Genomic DNA, 21732 nt, shown 5'->3' with positions numbered 1-21732 from the left:
TGATTTGAATTCGTTCACCATGCAGAGAATAAAAACATGAAAAATCGTCTTGCCGATGTCAGCCCGTGGATTCTTGCAGCGGCTTTTACCCTGCTGGCATTTATCATTGGGGCCTTTGCCGTGAACAACTATAGCCGTGAAAAGGCCTTGATGACCGAAGCGCTTCTACAGAAAGGGCTGTCAGTGATGCGTTTTCTGGAGACGGGTGTTCGTGTTTCAATGCGGGCCGGCTGGCAGAGGAGGGGCGGGGGGACAGTCAACTGGCAGGACCATGTCCAGGGGGTCATAGATCAATTGCACGACCAGACAGATATCCATTATGTCGAACTCATGGATAGTGGTGGGACAATCCTGGCAACCAGCAGGCCTGAACGTATCGGCGTAAAAGTTGATTCGAAAACATTGCTTTTTGCGCAGAGCGGGGGTGAGGAAGAGCCGGTTTTTCGAATTCATGAAGGGGTAGATGGCGGTGAAGCTGGATTTCAAGTAGCCAGTAATATGAAAACGAGACTGCGTTCTTGGCTCGCACCAAATGGGCAGCGTGGCAGGATGATGGAAAATATGCGTCGTCTGCAACCCGACATGGAGCACATGCAGGAAGAGCTCAAGAGGCTGCAGGGCCAGGAGTTTATTGTACTGGTTGAACTCGATCTCAAACAGTTCAACAGTGCGGTGCATGGACAGCTGCTGCAGATCGTCATTCTTTCAGTGGTCTTACTGCTGGTTGGAGCGGGGGGATGGTTGTCGTTGCTCACTCTTCAGGGTTTTAAAGGATCTCAGAGCAGGTTGCAGCGCATACGGGCCTTTAACGATATGCTTGTGGAGGTCTTGCCGCTTGGACTGATTGCCACCGACTCCAAGAACACTATTCAACTTGCTAACCAAGCCGCTGAGAAGATGGTTGGCATGAGTTCAGATACTCTTGTTGGTAAAAGCCCTGCCGAAGCATTACCTGAGTTGCTGGCGCGACCTTTTATCTTCGGGCCAAAAAATAATGGTATGCCACAGAATTATGAGGAAAATATTACTGTCGAAGGTGGTGATACCCGTACCCTCTACTTAACTATCATTGGAGTCAGCGATGAAGAGGGTGAATCTACCGGTGATGTTTTGTTGCTGCAGGATATGAGTAACCTGAGGCAGTTGGAGGCTAAGCTGAGACGTAATGAGCGGCTGGCCGCTCTCGGACGGATGGCCGCAGGTGTCGCCCATGAACTCAGGAATCCACTCAGTTCAATCAAAGGGCTTGCAGTGTTGCTTAAGGGTAGGGTCGCTGAGGATCCTGAAGGGCGACGGACGGCCGACATACTAGTGCAAGAAGTTGAACGGCTGAACCGTTCGATCAGTGAATTGCTAGATTATGCCCGGCCGGAAAAGCTTCAAACATCAACGATCGCCCTGCATGAGGTTTTGGAAAAAGCGTCGACACTCGTTGGGGTAGATGCAGCAGCACAGAATATCAGGATTGTGCCGTCCCTGACGCTAGACAATGATCTGGTGGAGGTGGATGAAGACCGGATGAACCAGGTTTTTCTCAACCTTATGCTGAACGCCATACAGGCTATGCCTGATGGCGGAGAACTGCGGATTGTTACAGAGCGGGAAGAAGGATGGCTTATCTGCTCCATCAACGATGATGGTGTGGGGATAGCAGAAGAGAATATGGGCCGACTCTTTGACCCCTATTTTACCACGAAAAGTGACGGCACTGGCCTGGGGCTGGCATTGTCAGCCAAAATTGTCGAAGAGCATGGTGGTTCCATCTCCATCAGCAGCAGGTTGGGGCGCGGAACTCAGGTTCGACTGCAGTTGCCTGCAGTGACCTGAGTCCCTCTCTTAAATAGTGCCCATGTGAGATCTGTCTTCTGGCAAATAACGTATAGCAGTGAGCGGCGGCAGATTTTTTTATTTGAACTGCATATTATAGAGCAGTTCGTATTCACCTTTTCGCGCCAGAAGCTCCTCGTGGGTGCCTTCCTCAACGATCCTGCCGCCTTTGACGACGATGATCCGGTCGCAATTGACAATAGTCGACAACCGATGGGCAATGACGAAGGTGGTTTTATTCTTCATCAGGTTCTCAAGGGCCTTCTGTACTTCTCTTTCCGATTCTGTGTCGAGTGCTGAGGTGGCCTCATCAAGGATCAGGATTGGCGCATTTTTGAGAATTGCCCTGGCAATGGAGATGCGCTGACGCTCGCCGCCCGATAATCTTGCCCCGCCCTCGCCGATAATGGTATCGAAGCCTTTCGGCAGTTTCTCGACAAAGTCGAGAGCAAAGGCGGCGCTCGCGGCATTACGAACGTCTTCAGCTGATGCTTCCAGATCACCATAGACAATATTGTTGTAGACCGTGTCGTTAAAAAGAATGGTCTGCTGCGTGACAATAGCGATCTGCTGACGCAGCGAAGCCAGAGTGACGTCGCGGATGTCTTTGCCATCAATGGCTATTGAGCCGGAGTCGATATCAAGAAAGCGGGGAATGAGATTGGTCAGCGTGGTCTTGCCACCGCCGCTAGAACCGACGATAGCCAACGCTTCACCACGGGGGACGGTGAGGTTGAGGTTATGGATGACCTGATCCTCATTGTCATAGCTGAAGCAGATGTCCTGAAAGACGATATCACGAGTGAAGGGCGGTAAGGATATTGCCCCTTCTTTGTCAGTGATCTTCGGCTCAATGTCCATAAGCGTAAAGACTCTGTTGGCTGAGGCAAGTCCCCGCTGAATAATCGGGTTAATCTTGCTGAGTGCTTTTACCGGTTCATAGGCCGCGATAAGTGCGCCAAGAAAAGAAAAGAAAGTGCCGGGGGTGGCAGAGCCAGCAATGACTTCTTTACCACCGAGCCAGATGATCAGGGCAATGGCTAATCCGCCAATAAATTCCATTATCGGATGCTGCAGTGAACGTAAACGTGCATCTTTGATAGTCACAGAAAACAGTCTGTCGATCTGGAATCCAAATCGCTTGTCCTCGTAGTCCTCACGGCAAAAGGCTTTGACGATACGATTACCGGTGATGTTTTCATATAGCCTATCGGAAACATTGGCGGTCTCCTCCTGGGTCCTGGTACTCAATTTCCTGAATCTGCGGCCCAAAGTGACGATAGGAAAAATGGCGATAGGAAGGATGATAAAGGCAAACATTGCCAGCTTCCAGTTCAGATAAAAGACGAGGGCCAGTAGAAAAATCATCTGGAAAAAGTCCCTGAGAGAGCTCACCAGTGCGTTGGAAACTGCATTCTGTATCTGGCTAACGTCGGAGATGATCCGGGAGATGAGGTTGCCGGTCGGGTATTCATGGAAAAAAGAAAGCGGCTGTGTGTTGATATGGGTGAAAAGGCGTGTGCGCATGTCGCGAATGATCGACTGGCCTACAAATTGAAGTAGGAATGTGTACACATAATAGGCAATGGCCTTGAAGAGAAAGATAAGTATGATAGCAAAAGGCAGCAGGGCGAGAACCGAGCTGTCTTTATTGACAAAGATATCATCGATAACCGGTTTTAAGATCCATGCCTGAGCGGACGTCAAGGCCGAGAAAACAACCATGGTCAGCATAGATATGATGAGCTTGCCTTTATATGGCAGGATAACCTGATAGAGTCTATTCAGTATTTCTTTATTGGTCATTGTCGTGCACTGAGAGGATGGCTTGGTAAAATTTGCCTGATTGGTAAACGGCCAGGGATTGTTTGCTGAGAAGGCGATGCGCATCCCTGGAAACGATGAAAGATGCGAATAGGTTCAGCCGAAATTTGCGCAGGAAATTATCACTACTTGTTTGTTGCGGCTGTCTGGGCAGAGCTTTACGAAAAATCGGCTGTAGTTTTACACTACCTGACAAGAAAGCCAAAGGCCTATTTTGCCGGAAACAGTGTCGATCGCTTTTGAATGTGAATTTGGTTCTGCTGACGATTGGGACTGCCAGTGACGAAAATGTGGTGTAGGTTGCTTTAGATAGATGCTATGACAATCGAAATGAGTGCATAATATATAAGAATTATAGGGGTTTCGCTGTTGCATGAGACAAGCGGCTCCAGGAGAAATAATTGTTATCCGTGTAGGTTTGTAAGAACATTTTAGTAGGATGAAGACGGAGAGTGGCAGATGGATCAAAATAATCATTCTTTATTTGCAGACCGGGTCGATAGACTTGAGAAAAATGTCTATGGGTCGGTAAAAGGCCAGATCCGTCTGGCCCTCCTGGAACAGGATTTGCGAGAGTATTGTCCTGAATATACATCATGTTCCTTACGGATTCTCGACATCGGTGGCGGTAGTGGACGATTTGCCCGTATCTGTGCCAATCAAGGACATTCGGTTCTGTTGCTCGACTCTTCGGAAGAGATGATACGCCGAGTGAGCGAGAGTCTCGTAGAGTGTGGTCCAGTTGGGAATATCGGTGTGACGCATCAGGATTTTATGGAAGAAAGCTGTGTGTTTAGCGAGCAATTCGACCTTGTTCTCCTCCATGGCTCCGCTGAGTGGATGTCTTCCCCTGAGGCTGCTATTGTCAAGGCATGTGGTTGTGTGCGATCCGGTGGGTACCTTTCACTTTTGGTTTTCAATAAAGATCGCCTGACATTTAAGAGGGGCATAAATGGTATGCTCCTTCAAGAGAAAGCCCAAAGTAGTAAAAAAATAAATACCCTCACGCCACCAGGGGCTATGTCTCCTGATGATATCATTAAAATCCTAACAAAATATCCTGGCAAAATGTGCAGCAAGTCGGGTATACGTATATTTCATAAATTCTTCCGGCAAGGAGTATCCGAGCAGGTTCTCACTCCTGAAGAGTGGCTACAACAGGAGCAACTCTATTTTCGGCAGGAACCCTTTGCAAGCCTTGGGGAGCATACCCATATTATTTGGCAGGCGAAATCTTGAGCATGTTTCATCTGTATTTTTATTAACTGGCTAAATGTAGGTTGAAATCCATCTATTGTCCGAGAGGGGGAATTACCTCTTCATGGCTGCCAGATTGCATTGTGAACCTATTTCTTAAAGAGATGCAGAAACTTTTGTCTGAACTTCATTGGAGATGATAGCGGCGTAAGATGGGTTGTGGACCCCGCAATGCCATCTACAGGTACACTTTCTCGTGGTTGGTATTTTCTCAAATAAAGGAGAAATGTATGAACAGGTATGGTGCAGAATTTTTTGGGACGTTCTGGCTGGTACTGGGTGGGTGTGGTAGTGCTGTGCTCGCTGCTGCTTTCCCTGAAGTAGGTATTGGTCTTTTAGGTGTCTCGTTTGCCTTTGGTCTGACTGTACTGACTATGGCCTTTGCCATAGGTCATATTTCCGGCTGCCATCTTAATCCGGCTGTATCGTTAGGTCTCTGGGCCGGTGGCCGTTTTCCGGCAAAAGATCTTATTCCTTATATTGTTGCTCAGGTTTTAGGCGGCATTGCTGCCGGAGGAGTGCTCTATCTGATTGCAAGTGGTAAGGCGGGTTTTGAGCTCTCTGGGGGTTTTGCGTCGAACGGTTATGGAGAGCATTCTCCAGGTGGCTATAATATGTTGGCTGCACTCATTACAGAAGTGGTTATGACCATGATGTTTCTCCTGGTCATACTTGGAGCTACAGATGAGCGGGCTCCGAAGGGATTTGCACCGATTGCTATTGGTTTGTGTCTTACCCTTATCCATCTGATCAGTATTCCGGTTACCAACACTTCGGTGAATCCGGCACGCAGTACTGCGGTTGCCTTTTTTGTCGGCGACTGGGCAGTTACGCAATTGTGGCTGTTCTGGGTTGCGCCGATTTTTGGCGGTATGCTCGGTGCCGTTGTCTACCGTTTCCTGTGTGGTGAGGAAAAATAACAGGGCATAGATATTGTGGTTGATGCTTGGCGAGTTGCCATTACCATAAAAAAAGCCGTTCAGGAAGAAAAATCCTGAACGGCTTGTGTTGTCACATGGTGACCCCAAGGGGACTCGAACCCCTGTTACCGGCGTGAGAGGCCGGTGTCCTAGGCCACTAGACGATGGGGCCAAGATGCGGCTTTTATAACTGACGGGCAGACCCTTGTCAACAAATTGTTTGTGATTGTTTCAAATGTATATCGTCTTTATGTATGATCAGTGGTCGTGTGAATAAATTCGAAAGCACGTCTGTCCTCGCTACTGGTGTGATTGATAAACCAGTGTCGGATCATGGCGATGAGCTCTGAGTGGAGGACGAGCTCACCGGCAATCACCAACCTGAATTTTTCGTAGAGCTGAAGTTCGAAATCCTTATGCATCCGGCGGTGGCGGACTATGTTTGGGTAGCCGTGTAACGCCATAATCCGTTCTTCCTCAAGAAAATGTTCCCGTGTGAAGTCGAGGATCTGTTTGAGTAACTCTACCTGCTCACTGCTTGGTGGGCCGGAACTGTTCAAAAGCGTGTCTTCTAGCTTATTAAAGATCCGAACCCATTCCATATGCTGTTGATCGATATGGGAGTTGCCAACGCTGTTGTCTTCATTCCAGTGAATCGGTGACATAGCTTTGTGGTATAGGGAATGGATATTCTGGGGATGTTGATAGTAATGCGAATTCCTTTTCTTATTCATCAAGGTCGCTTACCTGGTTAGTATGACATCTCCTGACAAAAGGAGCCTTTGATGAGATTGTAGGATCACTTTTTTAGAAGGCAAGGTCTTGCCGGCAATGATTGTCAGAAAGGGTGTTGAATGATTGAGGCAGGCAACCAGAATAAAAAAATGTAAAGCGAAGAAAATAAGAAGGTAGAGCTACTTTTCCTGCTCTTGTGGGGAGGGGAAGAGCCCGTTGGGCAGGCAGTGCTTGCCCAACGGTTGGTGTGTCTGAAAATATGGGGAATCAGTTGACGGACAACAACTCCAGCTCAAAAGTGAGATACTCACCGGCGAGCGGCGCATTGCCGTCTAAAGTAACTGTTTCGTCGGTCATTGCTGCGACGATGACCAGCATCGGTTCGTCGTCTTCAGTAGTTATCTCCAACTCGTCTCCAAGTTCAAGCTCGAGGTCTGCAGGCATATCGGAAAGAGACACTTCGACCACAAGGTCGTCGTAGCGCTCACCATAGGCTTGCTCAGGGGCAAGGGTGACAGTCTTTTTTTCGCCAATGGCCATTTCTTTAATGCTACTCTCAAAGCCATCAATGACCTCATTTTCGCCAATGGTGAATACCAGCGGCTCCTCTCCTTTGGAAGAGTCGAAAATGGTGCCATCGGCATATTTGCCAGTATAGTGGACGGAAACTTTATCGCCGTTTGCAGGCATGGTGTACTCCTTCTGGGAAATTTACGAAACTTAAAAAAGAAAAAAGCACTTAGCGTTTTTCCGCTAAGTGCTTGAATTTCTTGGTGACCCCAAGGGGACTCGAACCCCTGTTACCGGCGTGAGAGGCCAGTGTCCTAGGCCGCTAGACGATGGGGCCTAGTGGAGCGATTCTTATACTGGAACCCTGCACTCTTGTCAATCTTTTGTTGGTTCCAAAGGAAGAAAAGTCTCTTCCATGTTTTCTTTTACACTGCCAGGACATGGCGAAAACTGTGAACTATGCCGGGAGAAAAGCTCTGTACGTTGATTTAGACGCTGTCGAATTTCGCCTGTGAGAAATTCGGGAGCGCAGCGCCATCGCCAATTGCCGTGGGCGACACCGGGGATGTTCATTCGACAGTCATTACCAAACCCGAGTACATCCTGCAGGGGGATAACGGCGAGTTTAGCTGTTGACGCAAGGGCGAGATGAATAAGGTCATCATGTATGCCGGAATTGTCATGGATCTGTCGATTAGCAGTGCGTTTGAGACGGTCCCGGACCTGATCGTCTATCTGATTGCTGAGATACCAACCTACGGTTGTGTCATTGTCGTGGGTGCCGGTGTAGACGACACAGTTTGGCGTTTCGAAGTTGTGCGGGAGAAAGCTGTTGGCCGGATTGCCGTCAAAGGCGAACTGGAGCACCTTCATGCCTGGAAAATCTAAAGCATCGCGAAGTTCGAGTACCTTACTGGTTATGATGCCAAGGTCCTCTGCAACGATTTCAAGTTCACCCAGGCGGTCGAACACCGCTTCGAAAAATTTGGTACCGGGCCCTTGGAGCCATTTACCGTCAACAGCAGTCTCGTTTTCGGCAGGTATGGCCCAGTAGGATTCAAAACCACGAAAATGGTCGATACGGGCTACGTCGACCAGTTTAAAGATTGCGCCAAAGCGAGTGACCCACCAGGCGACCAGCTCATCTTGAATGAGTGGCGAGTCGTGGTCCCAGCGGTAAAGGGGATTTCCCCAGCGCTGCCCGGTAGCGCTGAAATAATCTGGTGGTACTCCGGATACATGTGTCGGTTGACACGTTGTCGGGTCAAGGGTGAATATCTTCTGATGAGCCCAGACGTCAGCACTGTCAAGGCCGACATAGATCGGGATATCACCAAAAAGAAGGATTTCTTTTTCTTTGGCAAGGCTATGGAGGATGGACCATTGAGAGTAAAAAATATATTGTTCGAAAATATAGTAGTTGATCCGTTCAGCACAGAGCCTGGTATAGTTGCTGAGAGCTTTTTTTTGACGGGTAGCTATGTCTCTTGGCCAGTCAAACCAGCCTTTGTCGCCAAAATGTTCCTTGAGGGACATGAATAAGGCGTAATCATCCAACCAGGGGGTGCTCGCCCGAAAGTTTTTAAATCCTTCATCTATTTTCGGGTTGAAGTTTCGAAAAGCTTCATCCAGAAGACGTGATTTGAACGATCGAACATTTTGGAAATCTGTTGTATACGGTGAGAAAGAAGGATGTGCCTCGAGACTTTGGCGGCTGATGAGACCCTCCGTAAACAAAAGGTCAGGAGAGATCAAAAGAGGCGAGCCAGCGAACGCCGAATTGCTCATATAGGGAGAGTTGTCAAAGAGGTCGCAGGTTGGGTTAAGAGGCAGAAATTGCCAGCAACTTTGGCCGCTCTCTGAGAGAAAATCGAGAAAGCTATGGCTGGCCGTGCCGATGTCGCCGATGCCATAGGGCGACGGGAGTGACGATATATGGGCGAGGATGCCGCTTCGGCGTCTCGCAGTGAGTGTACTTTTCATGGTAGGATTTCCTGAAAGTTTTGAGGTAAAAGTTTTGTTATTTTAATTTATTATGGGCATACACCTGAATGTTCAGTAAAAATATGGGGTCGGGCCGCCTTGTTTCCAGGGCAATGAATGCTATACTATCTGTCAATGGTAATGTTTTTTAGGGCAGGTGGCAGTAACGGGCCACATGCGGGATGAGGGCGTGACCAATGAATGTTCGGGACAGGTTTGCCGTTTTTGTGCGAACACACAATAGTGATTGCCATATTTCCTTGTTTGGGGTAAAATTGCAATCTTCAAGTTTTTGTGTCCGCTGGCAGTCTGGACCGATATTTTTTTGTGAATAATCAAGCCTTTCAAAGTTAGGTGATTGGTCATTACAGGCCTTGGCGATTGTTGGTTCCGTACAATAAGGACGAGAATCGACGGTTCATCATGAGAACGTATTGAGCTCTCATCTACGTCATGAATGCCTATTGACTTTATGCGAGTCCACCAGAATTCCTATCCCGCATACCCAGTGTACAGCAATCTGTTTTTCAAATTCAAGCAAATGGAGTGGTAGCCCTGTGCTGTCTGAAATAAAAGAAAACCTACTGAAAGCCGGTAAATCTGAAGGTTGTATCAGCTTTAACGATCTCAATGAACTCCTGCCGGACGAAATTAAAGATCCTAATGCTATAGAATCAATCTTTAATTTTCTCGGTGCGCACGATATTGAAATTGTCACCGTTGAGAAATCCGGTGAGAAGCGTACCTTGTCCGGCGAAGTCTGGGAGAAAAAAGAGGATGGAGGCGATGATTCGCTCGAAAACCTTGATGATCTTGAGCTGGCCGGTACGGTAGCGGATGACGAGTCCCACGAGGCCGAAGAGACTACCACAACCTATCTGCGAGAGATGGGACGGTTTGATCTGTTGACGCCTGAAGAAGAGGCCAAATACAGCAAAACTATCAGGCAGGGATTTGAGTCGATCATCGAAGCTATCCGCGAGGACAGTTCCGGGGTGAGGGAATTACATCTATTAAAGGAACGGATCGATCTTTGGGAAAAGCGTGACCCCACCCTGAAACCCAAGAAACAGCAGCTGAACCTGATGCGTTACAGCGTCAGTTCCGCCGCTCAGAAATATACCGACATCCGAGATTTGTTTGAGCTGCAGACCAAGATCGAGGCATACAGCCGTTCGATTGAGGTGGCAAAAGACACAATGATTCGGGCCAACCTGCGACTGGTTGTTTCAATTGCCAAACGATATATGCATCAGGGCCTGACCCTGGCCGACCTGATCCAGGAAGGTAATCTTGGTCTTATGCGTGCGGTTTTCCGTTTCGATTATACCAAGGGTAACAAGTTTTCTACCTATGCGAGCTGGTGGATACGACAGGCGATTACCCGGGCGATTCTCGACAAGACCAGAACTATTCGCTTGCCCGTGCATTTTCTTGAACTACGTAGCCAGTTTTTCAAGGCGTTCTATGCCTTGTATAAGGAACTTGGCCGGGAGCCCACGCCGCTTGAGATCTCCAAGGCGACCAATCTCCCCATGGACAAGATCCTCTCTATTCTTGAGGCGTCCCGTGAGCCGATTTCCCTTGAGACCCCCGTGGGTGACGATGACTCCACTTTGGGAGATTTCCTGGAAAACCAGGAGTCCCAGTCTCCCTACGATGCGGTGCAGAATCGTGAACTGGCTGGTAGGGTAACCGAGATTTTGTCAACGCTGAGTGAGCGTGAGGAAAAAATTATCCGTCTTCGATTCGGCATTGGTGAAAAAGCGGAATACACCCTTGAAGAGATCGGCAAGCGTTTTAATGTCTCCCGGGAACGTATCCGCCAAATTGAAAAGAAGGCTCTGAATCGTCTGCGCCATTCGAGCCGCCGGGATAAATTAAAATTCTTTATCGACTGATTGATGAATGAATTCCGATTAAAGCCGGGATGTTAAACTCCCGGCTTTTTTATTTGTCGTTAATGACGTATCTGCTCGGACTCACATCAACAGCATCTCTACAGCCGGCATATCAGAACCATACCTGAGTTGCCTCGCGAAGTTCACAATAACAGTTATCTGCCATGAGAAAATATATTGAACAGGCCGGTTTCGGTACGATCTTAGACAAGGTCGAATCTGGAGAGCGGCTAAGTGAGCAAGATGGCCTGAAGCTCTACAACAGTCCTGATATCCTGGCGCTCGGCTATCTTGCCAATATCGTGAGAAACCGGAAGAACGGCGACAATACCTACTTCATTTACAACCAACATATCAACTACTCGAACATTTGTACAAACCTCTGTAAATTCTGTGCCTTTGGCAAAGAGAAGGGTGCTGACAAGGCCTACGAGATGTCAGTTGAGGAAGTGAAACAGAAGGTCCGGGATCGTCTCGCTGAACCGATTACCGAAATTCACATGGTTGGTGGAATTCATCCTGACCTGCCGTTTTCCTACTATCTTGAGTTGCTGCGTGGCATAAAAGAGGTACGACCTGAAGTTCATATACAGGCCTTTACCTGTGTTGAGATTGCACATCTTGCCAGGCTGGCCGAAAAGTCGGTTGGCGAAACACTTGAAATTTTGAAAGAGAACGGGCTTGGCTCCATGCCAGGTGGTGGCGCCGAGGTATTCAGCCTTCGCATTCGTAACCTGACCTGTGGCGATAAGCTCCCTGGTACCCAGTGGATTGATGTCGCAAAGACTGCTCATCGACATGGACTGCACACGAATGCCACCATGCTGTATGGTCATATCGAGACCATGGAGGAGCGTATCGAGCATCTTTCTGCTTTGAGAGCAGCCCAGGATGAAACTGGCGGTTTTCTCGCTTTCATTCCTCTTGCCTTTCATCCGAAAAACACCGAACTCTCTCATATCTCGAGATCTACCGGTATCGATGATTTAAAAAATGTGGCAGTTTCAAGGCTCTTTCTTGATAATTTCCCGCATATCAAGGCGTACTGGGTTATGATTGGGCCAAAACTTGCCCAATTGGCGTTGTCGTTTGGCGCCGATGATATGGATGGTACGGTCAAAGAGGAAATCATCACCCACATGGCGGGAGCGGACACCGAGCAGGCCATTGGCAGCAATACCCTGGTGAAGCTTATCCGGGAGGCGGGCCGTAGACCGATCGAACGCGATACGCTCTACAACGTTATCTGTGCGTATGACGCGTAAACGGGAGTGCTAATAAAATGGAGCATGTGCAACCCATCGTTGACCAGGTAGCGGCTGGCAAACGGCTTGGTGATGACGAATTCCTATTGCTGGAAAAGAAAGCCGACCTCTATCAGCTGGGTTTTCTCGCCAATACAATCCGGGAACGACGACATCCGGAAAGATATGTCACCTATGTCATTGACCGCAATATCAATTATACCGATATCTGTGTTTCGGCCTGTAAGTTCTGTGCGTTTTACAAGGCACCTGACGAAAAGGGCGGTTATCTGCTGACCTTTGATGAACTTGCCGAAAAAATCCGAGAGACCAAAGAACTAGGGGGAACCCAGATCCTGCTGCAAGGCGGCCTGCATCCGGAGTTGCCGCTGGAGTATTACGAGGACATGCTGCGGTTCATGAAGTCCACTGGCATTCATGTCCATGGCTTTTCTCCCCCTGAGATCTGTCACTTTGCAAACATTGCAGGACTTAAAATTCGTGAGGTAATTGCACGGTTAATTTCTGCAGGGCTTGATTCGATTCCTGGAGGTGGCGCGGAAATACTTTCTGATAGGGTGCGACAAGCAACGGCACCGAGAAAGTGTTCGTCCGACGAATGGATCGGTGTTATGGAAGAGGCTCACCGGCAGGGCTTACGGACTACCGCCACCATGATGTTCGGACATGTTGAAACAATTGCCGAACGCCTTGAACATCTGCGTCGGCTGCGTGAATTGCAGGACCGGACCGGAGGCTTTACAGCTTTTATTCCGTGGCCGTTTCAACCAGATAATACGGTGTTGGCTGATATCGACAAAGTTGGTGCGAATGGCTACCTGCGAATGCTGGCGCTATCCCGAATCTATCTAGATAATTTTGACAATATCCAGGCGTCCTGGGTAACCCAGGGACCTAAAGTCGCACAGCTTTCTCTCTTTTTTGGTGCCAATGATTTTGGCAGCACCATGATTGAAGAAAATGTTGTAGCTGCAGCTGGAGTTAGCTTCAGGCTCTCCGAGCAGGAGATTCGCAGATTGGTTGCCGATGCCGGTTTCACACCGATGCAACGGCGTATGGATTATTCATTAGTGGAGTAAAATAGATCGTGTATCAGAGCGTGGACGATCAGATGAGAGTGAACGGTGTAGCTTCCGCTGAGAAGAAGTTGGCTATGTCAGTTTTGGAACCGCAGGAAGTGGCCGGTCCGCAAATAGAGATCATGGCTCGGATTGGTATGGTCAATTATATCAATACGGCGCCTATTTATGAGCCATGGAAAAGACGGGGTATTGATTTCGGTTGGCAGGTTGAGGAAGCACCGCCAGCAACACTGAATAAAAAACTCGCTGCAGGCGAGCTGGATCTCGGCTTTGTTTCCTGCATTGAGTATGGTCTGCATCCCTGGCTCTATCGGATTTTACCCGATCTTTCCATTAGCGCAAATGGACCGGTTGGTTCGGTCTTTCTCTTTTCAAAGATTCCGATCAAAGAACTCGACGGCCAGTTGGTACTGCTCAGTAGTCAGTCGGATACTTCGGTGCTATTGACTAAGGTAGTGTTGGAGGAATTCTTTGGAGTGAAACCAAGGTACGTGAAGGGGGAAGTGGCCGGTGAGTACCGGGTAGAGTGTGCAGCTCTTCTGGCGATAGGCGACGATGCCCTTCGACTCGTTGAGGAAGGCGCTTTTGATTATCAGCTCGATCTTGGTGAGACATGGAAAGAACATACTGGTCTGCCGTTTGTGTTTGCCGTCTGTGCAGTGCGTGAAGACTTCTGTGCAGCCCAGCCTGTAATGCTTGGTTCCATTCATCGCCGCTTCATTGAGTGTAGAGAAGAAGGGCGGTCACGGCTGAAAGATATCTGCATGATTGCCGCGCCCAGGATTCCCATGGAGGTGGCGGACTGTTTTGCCTATCTGAAAGGAATCGAGTACGATCTTGCCGATGAAAAAAGAGTCGCGCTTGAACGTTTTTTCGGTTATCTGATCCAGCGCGGCGAAATCGACCCTGGTGCATTGCCACTCAAAATGCATTCGTTCGTTAAGTAGGCTTTAATGCCATGAAGAGAGATCGCCCAAAACTGCTTATCGCCGTCACCGGAGCAACCGGCATGCTCTTTGTACGCTCCTTTGTTGAAGAGTTGCAGCACCTTGACTTAGTGGTTCACGGGATATGTTCATCTTCCGGGCGTAAGGTGATGCAGATGGAGTTGCAGGCAAATCCGGAACATTTGCCGCTCATCAGCAAATGGTTTAGCGAGGATGACTTCACCGCTGCTCCGGCATCCGGTTCAAGCAACTATTTCGGCATGGTAGTATTGCCTTGTACTATGGGCACACTTGGAGCCATTGCCGGTGGATTGTCGATCAATCTTATTCACCGGGCCGCAGATGTGATGCTGAAGGAGCGGCGAAAGCTGGTTCTTGCCGTGCGTGAGACGCCGTTTAACCGCACCCACTTGCAAAATATGCTGAAAGTCCATGATGCCGGTGCAGTTATTTGCCCACCTATGCCCGGTTTTTACATGAACCCCACAACGTTGGCCGAGGCAGCCCAGACCTTTTCCTGGCGCTTAGCAGATCAGCTTGGGCTTGATATTCCCGACAGAAAACGATGGGGTGGACAGGTCGAATGCTAAAAAAAATTGCCATTCTTCTGGAGATGATCAAGTTCAAATTGACCATCTTCGCCATGCCTTTTGCCTTTACCGGTGCGTTCCTCGCAGCTCGTGGTATTCCAGAATTACGGGTTTTTCTATGGATTATTGTTGCCATGGTCGGGGCCCGTACTGCCGCAATGGGTTTTAATCGTATTGTGGATGCTCGTTTTGACGGTGCCAATCCACGTACAGAAAAGCGGGCAATTCCAGCCGGTGAGGTGCGGATGAGTGAGGCCTCGGCTATGGTTGTCGTGGCCGGGCTCCTGTTTTTTTTCGCTTGTTATAACCTCAATCCTTTGACCCTGCTGCTGTCGCCGGTCGCACTTGCATTGACCTTTTTTTACTCCTATACCAAACGTTTTACTTCCTTTTGTCATGTCATCCTTGGTGTGGCGTTGGCCTTTTCCCCATTAGGGGGCTGGGTCGCGGTGAATGGCTCTCTGGCCGGATTTCCCTGGGTACTCTCCGTTGGGGTGCTGTTCTGGGTTGCGGGTTTTGATACTATCTATGCTTGTCTTGATGCCGATTTTGACCGAACGGCCGGACTCTATTCCCTGCCTTCTCGACTTGGAAGTCTGAGAGCGTTTCGCTTGGCCGGGCTGTTCCACGTGGTAGCGTTTATGCTGTTCACGCTCACCGGGATTGTTGCCGGTCTCCATCCTGTGTATTATCTGGGTGTTGCCCTGACAGCAGCAGCACTGTTTTATCAGCACCGTTTGGTACGTCCCGATGATTTGACGAAAATCCATCTCTCATTTTTTTCCATGAACGGTATCATTAGTGTTGCCCTGTTTTTTGCAACCTGGCTGGCACTGCTGCTTGCACCTTGAGGCTATGATGAGAAGAGGTCGTTTCATCTACTGTTTTTCACTGCTAGCCGTATTGGTTCCAGCAATGGAAGCAATGGCTGGTCCAGTAGTGACGGAAGCTGCAACGAACAGGGTTTATGGGGTGATGGAGCCGGCCTTAGTGGAAATTGCCTATGCAGGAACTGAGATTTTCAGTTATGAAATTGCTTTCACTGGCGGTATCAAACTTGGTGAGCTGGATCTGGAGATACGGGCAGTTGCGGATAAGGCCGATATTTTTGAGATATACGCACTGGTAACAACCGAGGACAGTGTACTCAATGCTATCTATCCCGTGCGCGATATTCACCTCACCAATGTTCGCGGTGTAGATAGGTTTCCCTTCTCGTATGAGGTTTGGCAGAAAGAGGGGTATAACTACCGTGCTCATCGATTCACTACATATGATCAGGAACAAGGTGTTGTCAGCTACACCAAAAACGATAAAGCACCGGTTGCTTACAAGGTCGATCCGCCGGTACATAACGAATTTAGTGCTTTTTTTGCCAGTCGTCTAATGCCATTAACACCTGGAAGTTCCTTTCTTGTACCCACCTTTGCCGACAAACGTCGCTCGGAAGTCGAGGTTAGGGTGATGGCGAAAGAACATTTTGAAGAAACCGTACTTGGCGTGGTGGACACCTTTAAGGTTTCACCGATCCTGAAGTTTAAGGGATTATACGACAAACGCGGGGATACAACCATATGGTACACCGCTGACGAATGCAGGGTACCGGTGAAAATTACTTCGAAACTCAAGATTGGATCAGTTACAGCGACACTTTTGTCCTATGAAAATCCACTCTGCAGTCGATATGACAAAAGTGGTCAGCTGGTAAAGGTCAATATAACGAGTAACACTCAAGGAAAGGCAGTGAATTGATCCCGGTCAGACCCTATTTCCGCAAAGCCTGAGACGGTTTTGCTTACAAGGCGACTATGACACAATGCTCGGATTAACCTGGGGGAGAAGGTGGGTTCGACTGGCGGCACTCACAAAGAGGCGCCTCTTAATCAACATGATATGAAGCTGTTTGAAAGGAGAACACGATGACAGAGCCGATGATTACAACAGATTTCCCGGGTCTCAACCTGGTTCACCGTGGCAAGGTACGGGATATGTACTCCATTCCTGGCCATGAAGACAAATTGTTGATGGTCGCCACCGACCGGATTTCCGCGTACGATGTGATTATGAACAGCCCTATTCCGGGCAAGGGGGCGGTACTTACCAAGCTTTCCCTGTTCTGGTTTGATTTGCTGGGCGATATCGTCGAGAATCACCTCATCACAGCCAAGGTGGAGGAGTACCCTGAAGCCTGCCAACCCTATGTCGATCATCTTCGGGGTCGTTCGATGTTGGTGAAAAAAACCAAACCGCTGACCATCGAGTGTATCGTACGGGGCTATATCTCAGGTTCTTTCTGGAGTGCCTACAAGAAAGATACTGTGGTTTGTGGCTTTAAGCTCCCGGAAGGGCTACAGGAATCTGATAAACTGCCAGAGCCGATCTTCACGCCGTCCACTAAAGCCGAACTTGGCAATCATGACGAGAATATCTCCCTTGCCACGATGGAAAAGATCGTTGGTGTTGAGAGAACACAAGAGATCGCTGATATCGCTATTCGTCTGTATCAGCGTGCTTCTGATTATGCCCGTGAACGCGGGATTATCATTGCCGATACCAAATTTGAACTAGGCGAAGTTGATGGTCGTTTGATTCTGATTGATGAGGTTTTGACTCCGGATTCCTCAAGATTCTGGCCGGAAGACTTATATGCACCAGGGAAAAGTCAGCCGAGTTATGACAAACAGTATTTGCGGGATTACCTTTCATCTCTTGACTGGGACAAGAACCCGCCGGCTCCGGAACTTCCCCCGGAAATTATCGACAAGACCAGAGAACGTTACGAAGAGGCGGTGCGACGAATAACTGAATAATATCAACAGCAATAGAGTATAGCTCTTGAGGGTTGTCGCTACAGTCTGCAGTTTAGGCAGGGAGAAAAGATTTCTATCTTTTCTCCCTGCCTTTTTTTGTGTCCGAGTTGGTTTACTCAGCCTGAAAGGAGAAATACAGAATTTAGAATCCCGAACAGTACAGTGAAATCAATTTCGTCATGAAGAATTGGGCCATCAACTGGAAAAGTCGTTATTACTCATAGTCCAAAGATGTAGGTGAGGCTATGGCGTAGATTGAGGTCAGGAAGTACAAAAGCGCAATGTTTCTGATAGGTTCACATCCTGAAAGCTATAGCCGGATGAAATGAGTTTTTCAGGTTTCACCCTGCTACCAGCTAGCAGCATCTCATCTGCCATCTCGCCAAACATGAGCCGCAGGGCGAAGGGGGGGACCGGAAGAAGGGCCGGTCGGCCAAGTACCCCGGCGAGACAACGGGTGAATTCTCTGTTGGTAACCGGAACCGGGGAAACAACATTAACCGGACCGTTGAGGGAATCGTCATTGATGGCAAAGTCAACGATCTCGACTAGATCTCGAATTGAAACCCAGCTCATATACTGTTTGCCATTACCAATAGGTCCTCCAAGTCCTGCTTTGAATGGCGGGAGCATCTTATGAAGTGCACCGCCTCCCGGGCTCAGAACCATGCCGAATCGAAGGTTGACCACCCTGCAGCCGATCTCCTGAGCTTTTTGGGCTTCAACTTCCCACTTTTTACAGACCTCCGCGAGGAATCCTTTACCAGCTTCACTTTCCTCTGTAAGTAGCTCACTGCCGCGGTTACCGTAATAGCCGATTGCAGAAGCACAGATAAAGGTGGCGGGTGGATTGGAAAGTTTACCTAAAAGCTCAATGAGTTCTCGAGTGCCTTTGATCCTGCTTTCCATAATGCGCTTTTTGCGGCTTTCGTTCCATCTGCCATCGGCAACATTTTCCCCTGCTAGGTGGATGATGGTATCAAAGTTGTCTTCATTTTCTTGTTGGGCGAAAACATCGGTGTTCCATATAGTTGATGCGCTATTTTTTTTGTTGCGCTGGAGGCAGCGGATAGCATGACCTTTGGCGTGGAGTGATTCTAGCAATGCAGAGCCGATAAGACCCGATGCGCCAGTTATCAGTGTTCTCATCCCGATGTTCTCCTTTACTTAAGATCAGTAGTGTTATGGTCGGTTGAAACCTTCTTGTTGCATGGAAATTGATCTGCTTTTCTGCGACTATCAAGCAAATGTCGGATTGCCATGAGTGGATGAAGGTAGATCATACGTGGCCCTGCAAATCGCATAACAATTCGAATTTTCTCCTGCATCTCCGGTTTGTAACAGTGGATACTGCAATTACCGCAAGTTGGTTTGTTTTCTTGAAATGGGCAGTGCTTGAGCCTTTTTTCGGCATAATTGAGTAGCTCGAAGCAGTCAGGGCAGAGCGTATGCCGGTAATGGTGATGAAATTTACAATAAATTGCGATCATCGCCCTAATGGTATGCAATTCTCTACGCATTCTTGGGTGGAGCGGTGCTCCTGTCCTTTCGTTAGACATGTGATCGAATTTCAACTATAATTTTATTGCAGACCTCTTCCTGAGAGAGCAGCGAGCAGTCAACGATGATATTTGCGTACCTGGTATACAGCTGATACCGTTCATCGAATAGGTCCTGAAATGTTTGATCTGGTCGTTTAGCCAGGCCCCTGGTTTCATAATTTTGAATCCTGGAGCGAAGGCAGGAGAGGTCCGCGTTGAGAAAAACGATGATTCCATCCTGCGCCAGATGGGTCATGGCCTTATGACTGTATGCGGCACTACCGCCGGTGGCAATAACGTGATGGCGATGATTGACGTCGAGCAGTACCCGTTCCTCAATATGGCGCAGCTCCATATGACCTTCACTGTCGACGATCTCCTGTAGTGTCCGGTTTTCAGCAAGCTGTATAAGTACGTCGGTGTCGACAAAATTCTTGGCCATCATTTTGGCGAGGATAATACCCACGGTGCTTTTTCCCGAACCAGGCATGCCGATGAGAACAATATTTGATTTTGACGTATAGTCAGTCATGATTAAGTCCTAGTTAAAGATATAGAATTACCTTGTAGAAAATAAGGCAGTATCAGTTCTTGACAAGAAAAGAACGCAATGCATTCATGAGCAAGGAAGAGGGCATGCTCAAAGAAACCGACTGGACTAGGGATGTGAGAAAAGAATTTAAGTAATCCCTGTTCTGCAGATTAAGAGTAGACATGAACAATTAGACGAGTCTGAAATTCTGGAACATCCCCTATGGACTGTAGGAGGTGATATCGTAATCGTCTATAAAGATAACATGTCGGCATAATTGTCAAAGGTTATCCTGCAGAAATTCATATCAGTGGTAGTATATAGGTGGTCGAGACCATTTTGCAAATGGACCTCGGTAGTGGTGTTGGGTTTATCAGGAATTGGCAGAAGAAAAAAATATTTCAATTTCTTTGAAAATCCGGTGCCGAGGAATAGATTACCCTGGCAATTGGTGTTATGCTATACGGGTGCCTCCGGTTGTAATTGGCTAATTAGGCTGAAAACATTTACAATGTGGTCTTGTGGAAACATCGTGAGGTTTTCGGTATGCAAGTGAACCATAACTAATTAATACGATACAATACATTATGAGTATGTTTTCTGGAATTGTAGAGTGGTTTGACTCTACGCATCTGCACGAGCAGATAACCGAGGTCGACTTTGTCGGACTTTTTACCAATCCCTGGTTTATGGTCCCTTTCGTTGGAATTGTTGTTTATTTATTGTATAAGCAAAGCTTTAAGGATCTTATTCTTCTAGCCATGTTGATTGGTGTATGGTGGGTGTCCGGCACCGAATACATGGATACGTTGATTGTAGGAAATGAGCTGCAGATGGATAAAGTGCTACCGGTAGTTTTTGGTGGAGCTGCAGCTTTAGGGCTCGCCATCTATATTCTTTTCGGCAGATCCGACTGACAGGGGTATCATGCGTTTTCGAAACGGTATATTCATCATCACCGAGGAAAATCATTGTCCACTCTATAATGTTGGTGAGGAACTGGCCATTGAAGAAGGGATTTTAAGCCTGCCCGCAGCAAAGCCAACCTGTATGACTCTTGCTACTGAGCTTATTAGGATTGCCTCGGAAGATGAATCGTTTGAGCGAATGCAGGATGGCCGGCAGCATAAGACCAAATTCGACTGTGGTGGCTGTACGGGTTTAATTCGTTTTGAGTTCAAGAAGGCCAAAGGTTTTGAGACGTTACAGATGAAACTGTTGGCTGCCTCAGAACGAAAAGAAAAGATTAAGAATGTTGCCCAGTTTGCCGGGCTGTTGCGTACTATTGATATCTTCGAGCCGCTACAGGATGATGACCTTCTCGATCTGGCAACCTTGTTGAAACTTGAAGATTATCCCTGGGGATTTCCCATTGTCCAAAAGGGTGATCCCGGTACGAATCTCTTCATTATTGTGAGCGGCAAGGTAGAGGTACTAGATAATGATGGGATAGCCCTGGCGGAATTAATGCGGGGAGATGTCTTTGGCGAGATGAGCCTCTTGTCCGGTGACCCTGTAACCACAACCATCATTGCGGCTGAACCGACCAAGCTGGCGGTAATGAATCAGAAAGATTTCCGTCATGTTCTCACCAGATTCCCGGCGCTACAGGTCTTTTTCTATAAATTACTGGTGAACCGTATTACTGCCATTAACCTGCAGCGTGCAGAAGAGCTTGCTTCCGGAATGGTTGGGCAGATAGCAGACATACCGGTAGTTGAGCTCTGTCAGATGATCAATTCCAACCAGAAGACCGGTGTACTGAAAATTGAATATGAAGATCAGCGAGCAACCTTGATGTTCAATGAGGGGGAACTCATTCATGCCGATGTTTTAAATGTTACAGGCAAGGATGCTTTTTTCCGGATTCTTGGTATGAAGAATGGCAGGTTTAAATTTACCCAGGGTATTCCCTCGGTGCGCAGGAGCAATGATGTTATTGGTGGTTTCATGGCTCTTATCATGGAGGGTATGAAACGGATCGATGATTCTTCCGCATGATGAAACA

General features: G+C 48.1%; 20 protein-coding genes and 2 tRNA genes. 13 read left to right on the top strand and 9 right to left on the bottom strand.

Annotated elements, in window-relative coordinates; all coding sequences use genetic code 11:
* Positions 1 to 36 precede the first annotated feature (36 nt).
* Entirely contained in the window at positions 37 to 1827 is a 1791-nt protein-coding gene (locus BUF15_RS17665) for a two-component system sensor histidine kinase NtrB (RefSeq protein WP_073615036.1), read from the top strand.
* 78 nt (positions 1828 to 1905) lie between these two features.
* Here the strand turns inward: BUF15_RS17665 and msbA are convergent, their stop codons facing one another.
* Positions 1906 to 3633, bottom strand: coding sequence for a lipid A export permease/ATP-binding protein MsbA (msbA, locus tag BUF15_RS17660; protein WP_073615105.1), 1728 nt, complete (start codon positions 3631 to 3633; stop codon positions 1906 to 1908).
* Between the two features lie 477 nt (positions 3634 to 4110).
* Here msbA and BUF15_RS17655 point away from each other — a divergent pair, with 477 nt between their 5' ends.
* A complete protein-coding gene (locus BUF15_RS17655; protein WP_073615035.1) occupies positions 4111 to 4890 on the top strand; it encodes a methyltransferase domain-containing protein in 780 nt (259 codons plus the stop codon).
* A 248-nt stretch (positions 4891 to 5138) separates the two neighbouring features.
* Positions 5139 to 5828 (top strand): aquaporin Z, encoded by a 690-nt coding sequence (gene aqpZ / locus BUF15_RS17650; protein ID WP_073615034.1) that lies wholly within the window; start codon positions 5139 to 5141, stop codon positions 5826 to 5828.
* A 96-nt stretch (positions 5829 to 5924) separates the two neighbouring features.
* Here aqpZ and BUF15_RS17645 read toward each other — a convergent pair.
* From BUF15_RS17645 to malQ, 5 genes are all read right to left on the bottom strand, one after another.
* Positions 5925 to 6000, bottom strand: a tRNA-Glu gene (locus BUF15_RS17645).
* Positions 6001 to 6076: 76 nt separating this feature from the next.
* Entirely contained in the window at positions 6077 to 6493 is a 417-nt protein-coding gene (locus BUF15_RS17640; protein WP_159441324.1) for a bacteriohemerythrin, read from the bottom strand.
* Positions 6494 to 6830: 337 nt separating this feature from the next.
* On the bottom strand, positions 6831 to 7253 hold the full coding sequence (locus BUF15_RS17635; RefSeq protein WP_073615032.1) for an FKBP-type peptidyl-prolyl cis-trans isomerase: 423 nt from the start codon (positions 7251 to 7253) through the stop codon (positions 6831 to 6833).
* Positions 7254 to 7334: 81 nt separating this feature from the next.
* Positions 7335 to 7410 (bottom strand) — tRNA-Glu (locus BUF15_RS17630).
* 38 nt (positions 7411 to 7448) lie between these two features.
* The gene (gene malQ / locus BUF15_RS17625) at positions 7449 to 9056 is read right to left on the bottom strand and encodes a 4-alpha-glucanotransferase (protein ID WP_073615031.1); all 1608 of its coding nucleotides are present in this window, start codon (positions 9054 to 9056) and stop codon (positions 7449 to 7451) included.
* Between the two features lie 557 nt (positions 9057 to 9613).
* Between malQ and BUF15_RS17620 the strand changes: the two genes are divergently transcribed.
* From BUF15_RS17620 to BUF15_RS17585, 8 genes are all read left to right on the top strand, one after another.
* Positions 9614 to 10957, top strand: coding sequence for a sigma-70 family RNA polymerase sigma factor (locus BUF15_RS17620; RefSeq protein ID WP_073615030.1), 1344 nt, complete (start codon positions 9614 to 9616; stop codon positions 10955 to 10957).
* A 164-nt stretch (positions 10958 to 11121) separates the two neighbouring features.
* Positions 11122 to 12222, top strand: a complete 1101-nt coding sequence (gene mqnE, locus BUF15_RS17615; protein ID WP_073615029.1) for an aminofutalosine synthase MqnE — start codon at positions 11122 to 11124, stop codon at positions 12220 to 12222.
* Between the two features lie 17 nt (positions 12223 to 12239).
* The gene (mqnC, locus tag BUF15_RS17610; protein WP_073615028.1) at positions 12240 to 13301 is read left to right on the top strand and encodes a cyclic dehypoxanthinyl futalosine synthase; all 1062 of its coding nucleotides are present in this window, start codon (positions 12240 to 12242) and stop codon (positions 13299 to 13301) included.
* A gap of 32 nt (positions 13302 to 13333) precedes the next feature.
* Complete coding sequence (locus tag BUF15_RS17605; protein ID WP_234981213.1) at positions 13334 to 14251, top strand: menaquinone biosynthetic enzyme MqnA/MqnD family protein; 918 nt, start codon at positions 13334 to 13336, stop codon at positions 14249 to 14251.
* 11 nt (positions 14252 to 14262) lie between these two features.
* Positions 14263 to 14841, top strand: coding sequence for a UbiX family flavin prenyltransferase (locus BUF15_RS17600; RefSeq protein WP_073615027.1), 579 nt, complete (start codon positions 14263 to 14265; stop codon positions 14839 to 14841).
* A complete protein-coding gene (locus BUF15_RS17595) occupies positions 14835 to 15692 on the top strand; it encodes a UbiA-like polyprenyltransferase (protein WP_073615026.1) in 858 nt (285 codons plus the stop codon). The genes BUF15_RS17600 and BUF15_RS17595 overlap by 7 nt, the downstream gene beginning before the upstream one ends.
* 4 nt (positions 15693 to 15696) lie before the next feature.
* The gene (locus BUF15_RS17590; protein WP_084554152.1) at positions 15697 to 16593 is read left to right on the top strand and encodes a DUF3108 domain-containing protein; all 897 of its coding nucleotides are present in this window, start codon (positions 15697 to 15699) and stop codon (positions 16591 to 16593) included.
* 167 nt (positions 16594 to 16760) lie between these two features.
* Positions 16761 to 17651, top strand: a complete 891-nt coding sequence (locus BUF15_RS17585) for a phosphoribosylaminoimidazolesuccinocarboxamide synthase (RefSeq protein WP_073615024.1) — start codon at positions 16761 to 16763, stop codon at positions 17649 to 17651.
* A gap of 261 nt (positions 17652 to 17912) precedes the next feature.
* Here the strand turns inward: BUF15_RS17585 and BUF15_RS17580 are convergent, their stop codons facing one another.
* The 3 genes from BUF15_RS17580 to BUF15_RS17570 are packed head-to-tail and all read right to left on the bottom strand — an operon-like array spanning position 17913 to position 19724.
* A complete protein-coding gene (locus BUF15_RS17580) occupies positions 17913 to 18800 on the bottom strand; it encodes a TIGR01777 family oxidoreductase (RefSeq protein ID WP_073615023.1) in 888 nt (295 codons plus the stop codon).
* Between the two features lie 14 nt (positions 18801 to 18814).
* Positions 18815 to 19171 carry a nitrous oxide-stimulated promoter family protein gene (locus BUF15_RS17575; protein WP_268753200.1) on the bottom strand — a complete coding sequence of 119 codons (357 nt, stop codon included), beginning with the start codon at positions 19169 to 19171 and terminating at the stop codon, positions 18815 to 18817.
* Positions 19172 to 19202: 31 nt separating this feature from the next.
* Positions 19203 to 19724, bottom strand: a complete 522-nt coding sequence (locus tag BUF15_RS17570) for a shikimate kinase (RefSeq protein ID WP_073615021.1) — start codon at positions 19722 to 19724, stop codon at positions 19203 to 19205.
* A gap of 587 nt (positions 19725 to 20311) precedes the next feature.
* Here BUF15_RS17570 and BUF15_RS17565 point away from each other — a divergent pair.
* Entirely contained in the window at positions 20312 to 20641 is a 330-nt protein-coding gene (locus BUF15_RS17565) for a hypothetical protein (RefSeq protein WP_073615020.1), read from the top strand.
* 10 nt (positions 20642 to 20651) lie between these two features.
* The gene (locus tag BUF15_RS17560) at positions 20652 to 21725 is read left to right on the top strand and encodes a DUF4388 domain-containing protein (protein WP_073615019.1); all 1074 of its coding nucleotides are present in this window, start codon (positions 20652 to 20654) and stop codon (positions 21723 to 21725) included.
* Positions 21726 to 21732: the final 7 nt, after the last annotated feature.

The organism is Desulfopila aestuarii DSM 18488 (assembly GCF_900143695.1).
Lineage (GTDB): Bacteria > Desulfobacterota > Desulfobulbia > Desulfobulbales > Desulfocapsaceae > Desulfopila > Desulfopila aestuarii.
This window is presented reverse-complemented; position numbering and strand designations above follow the sequence as displayed.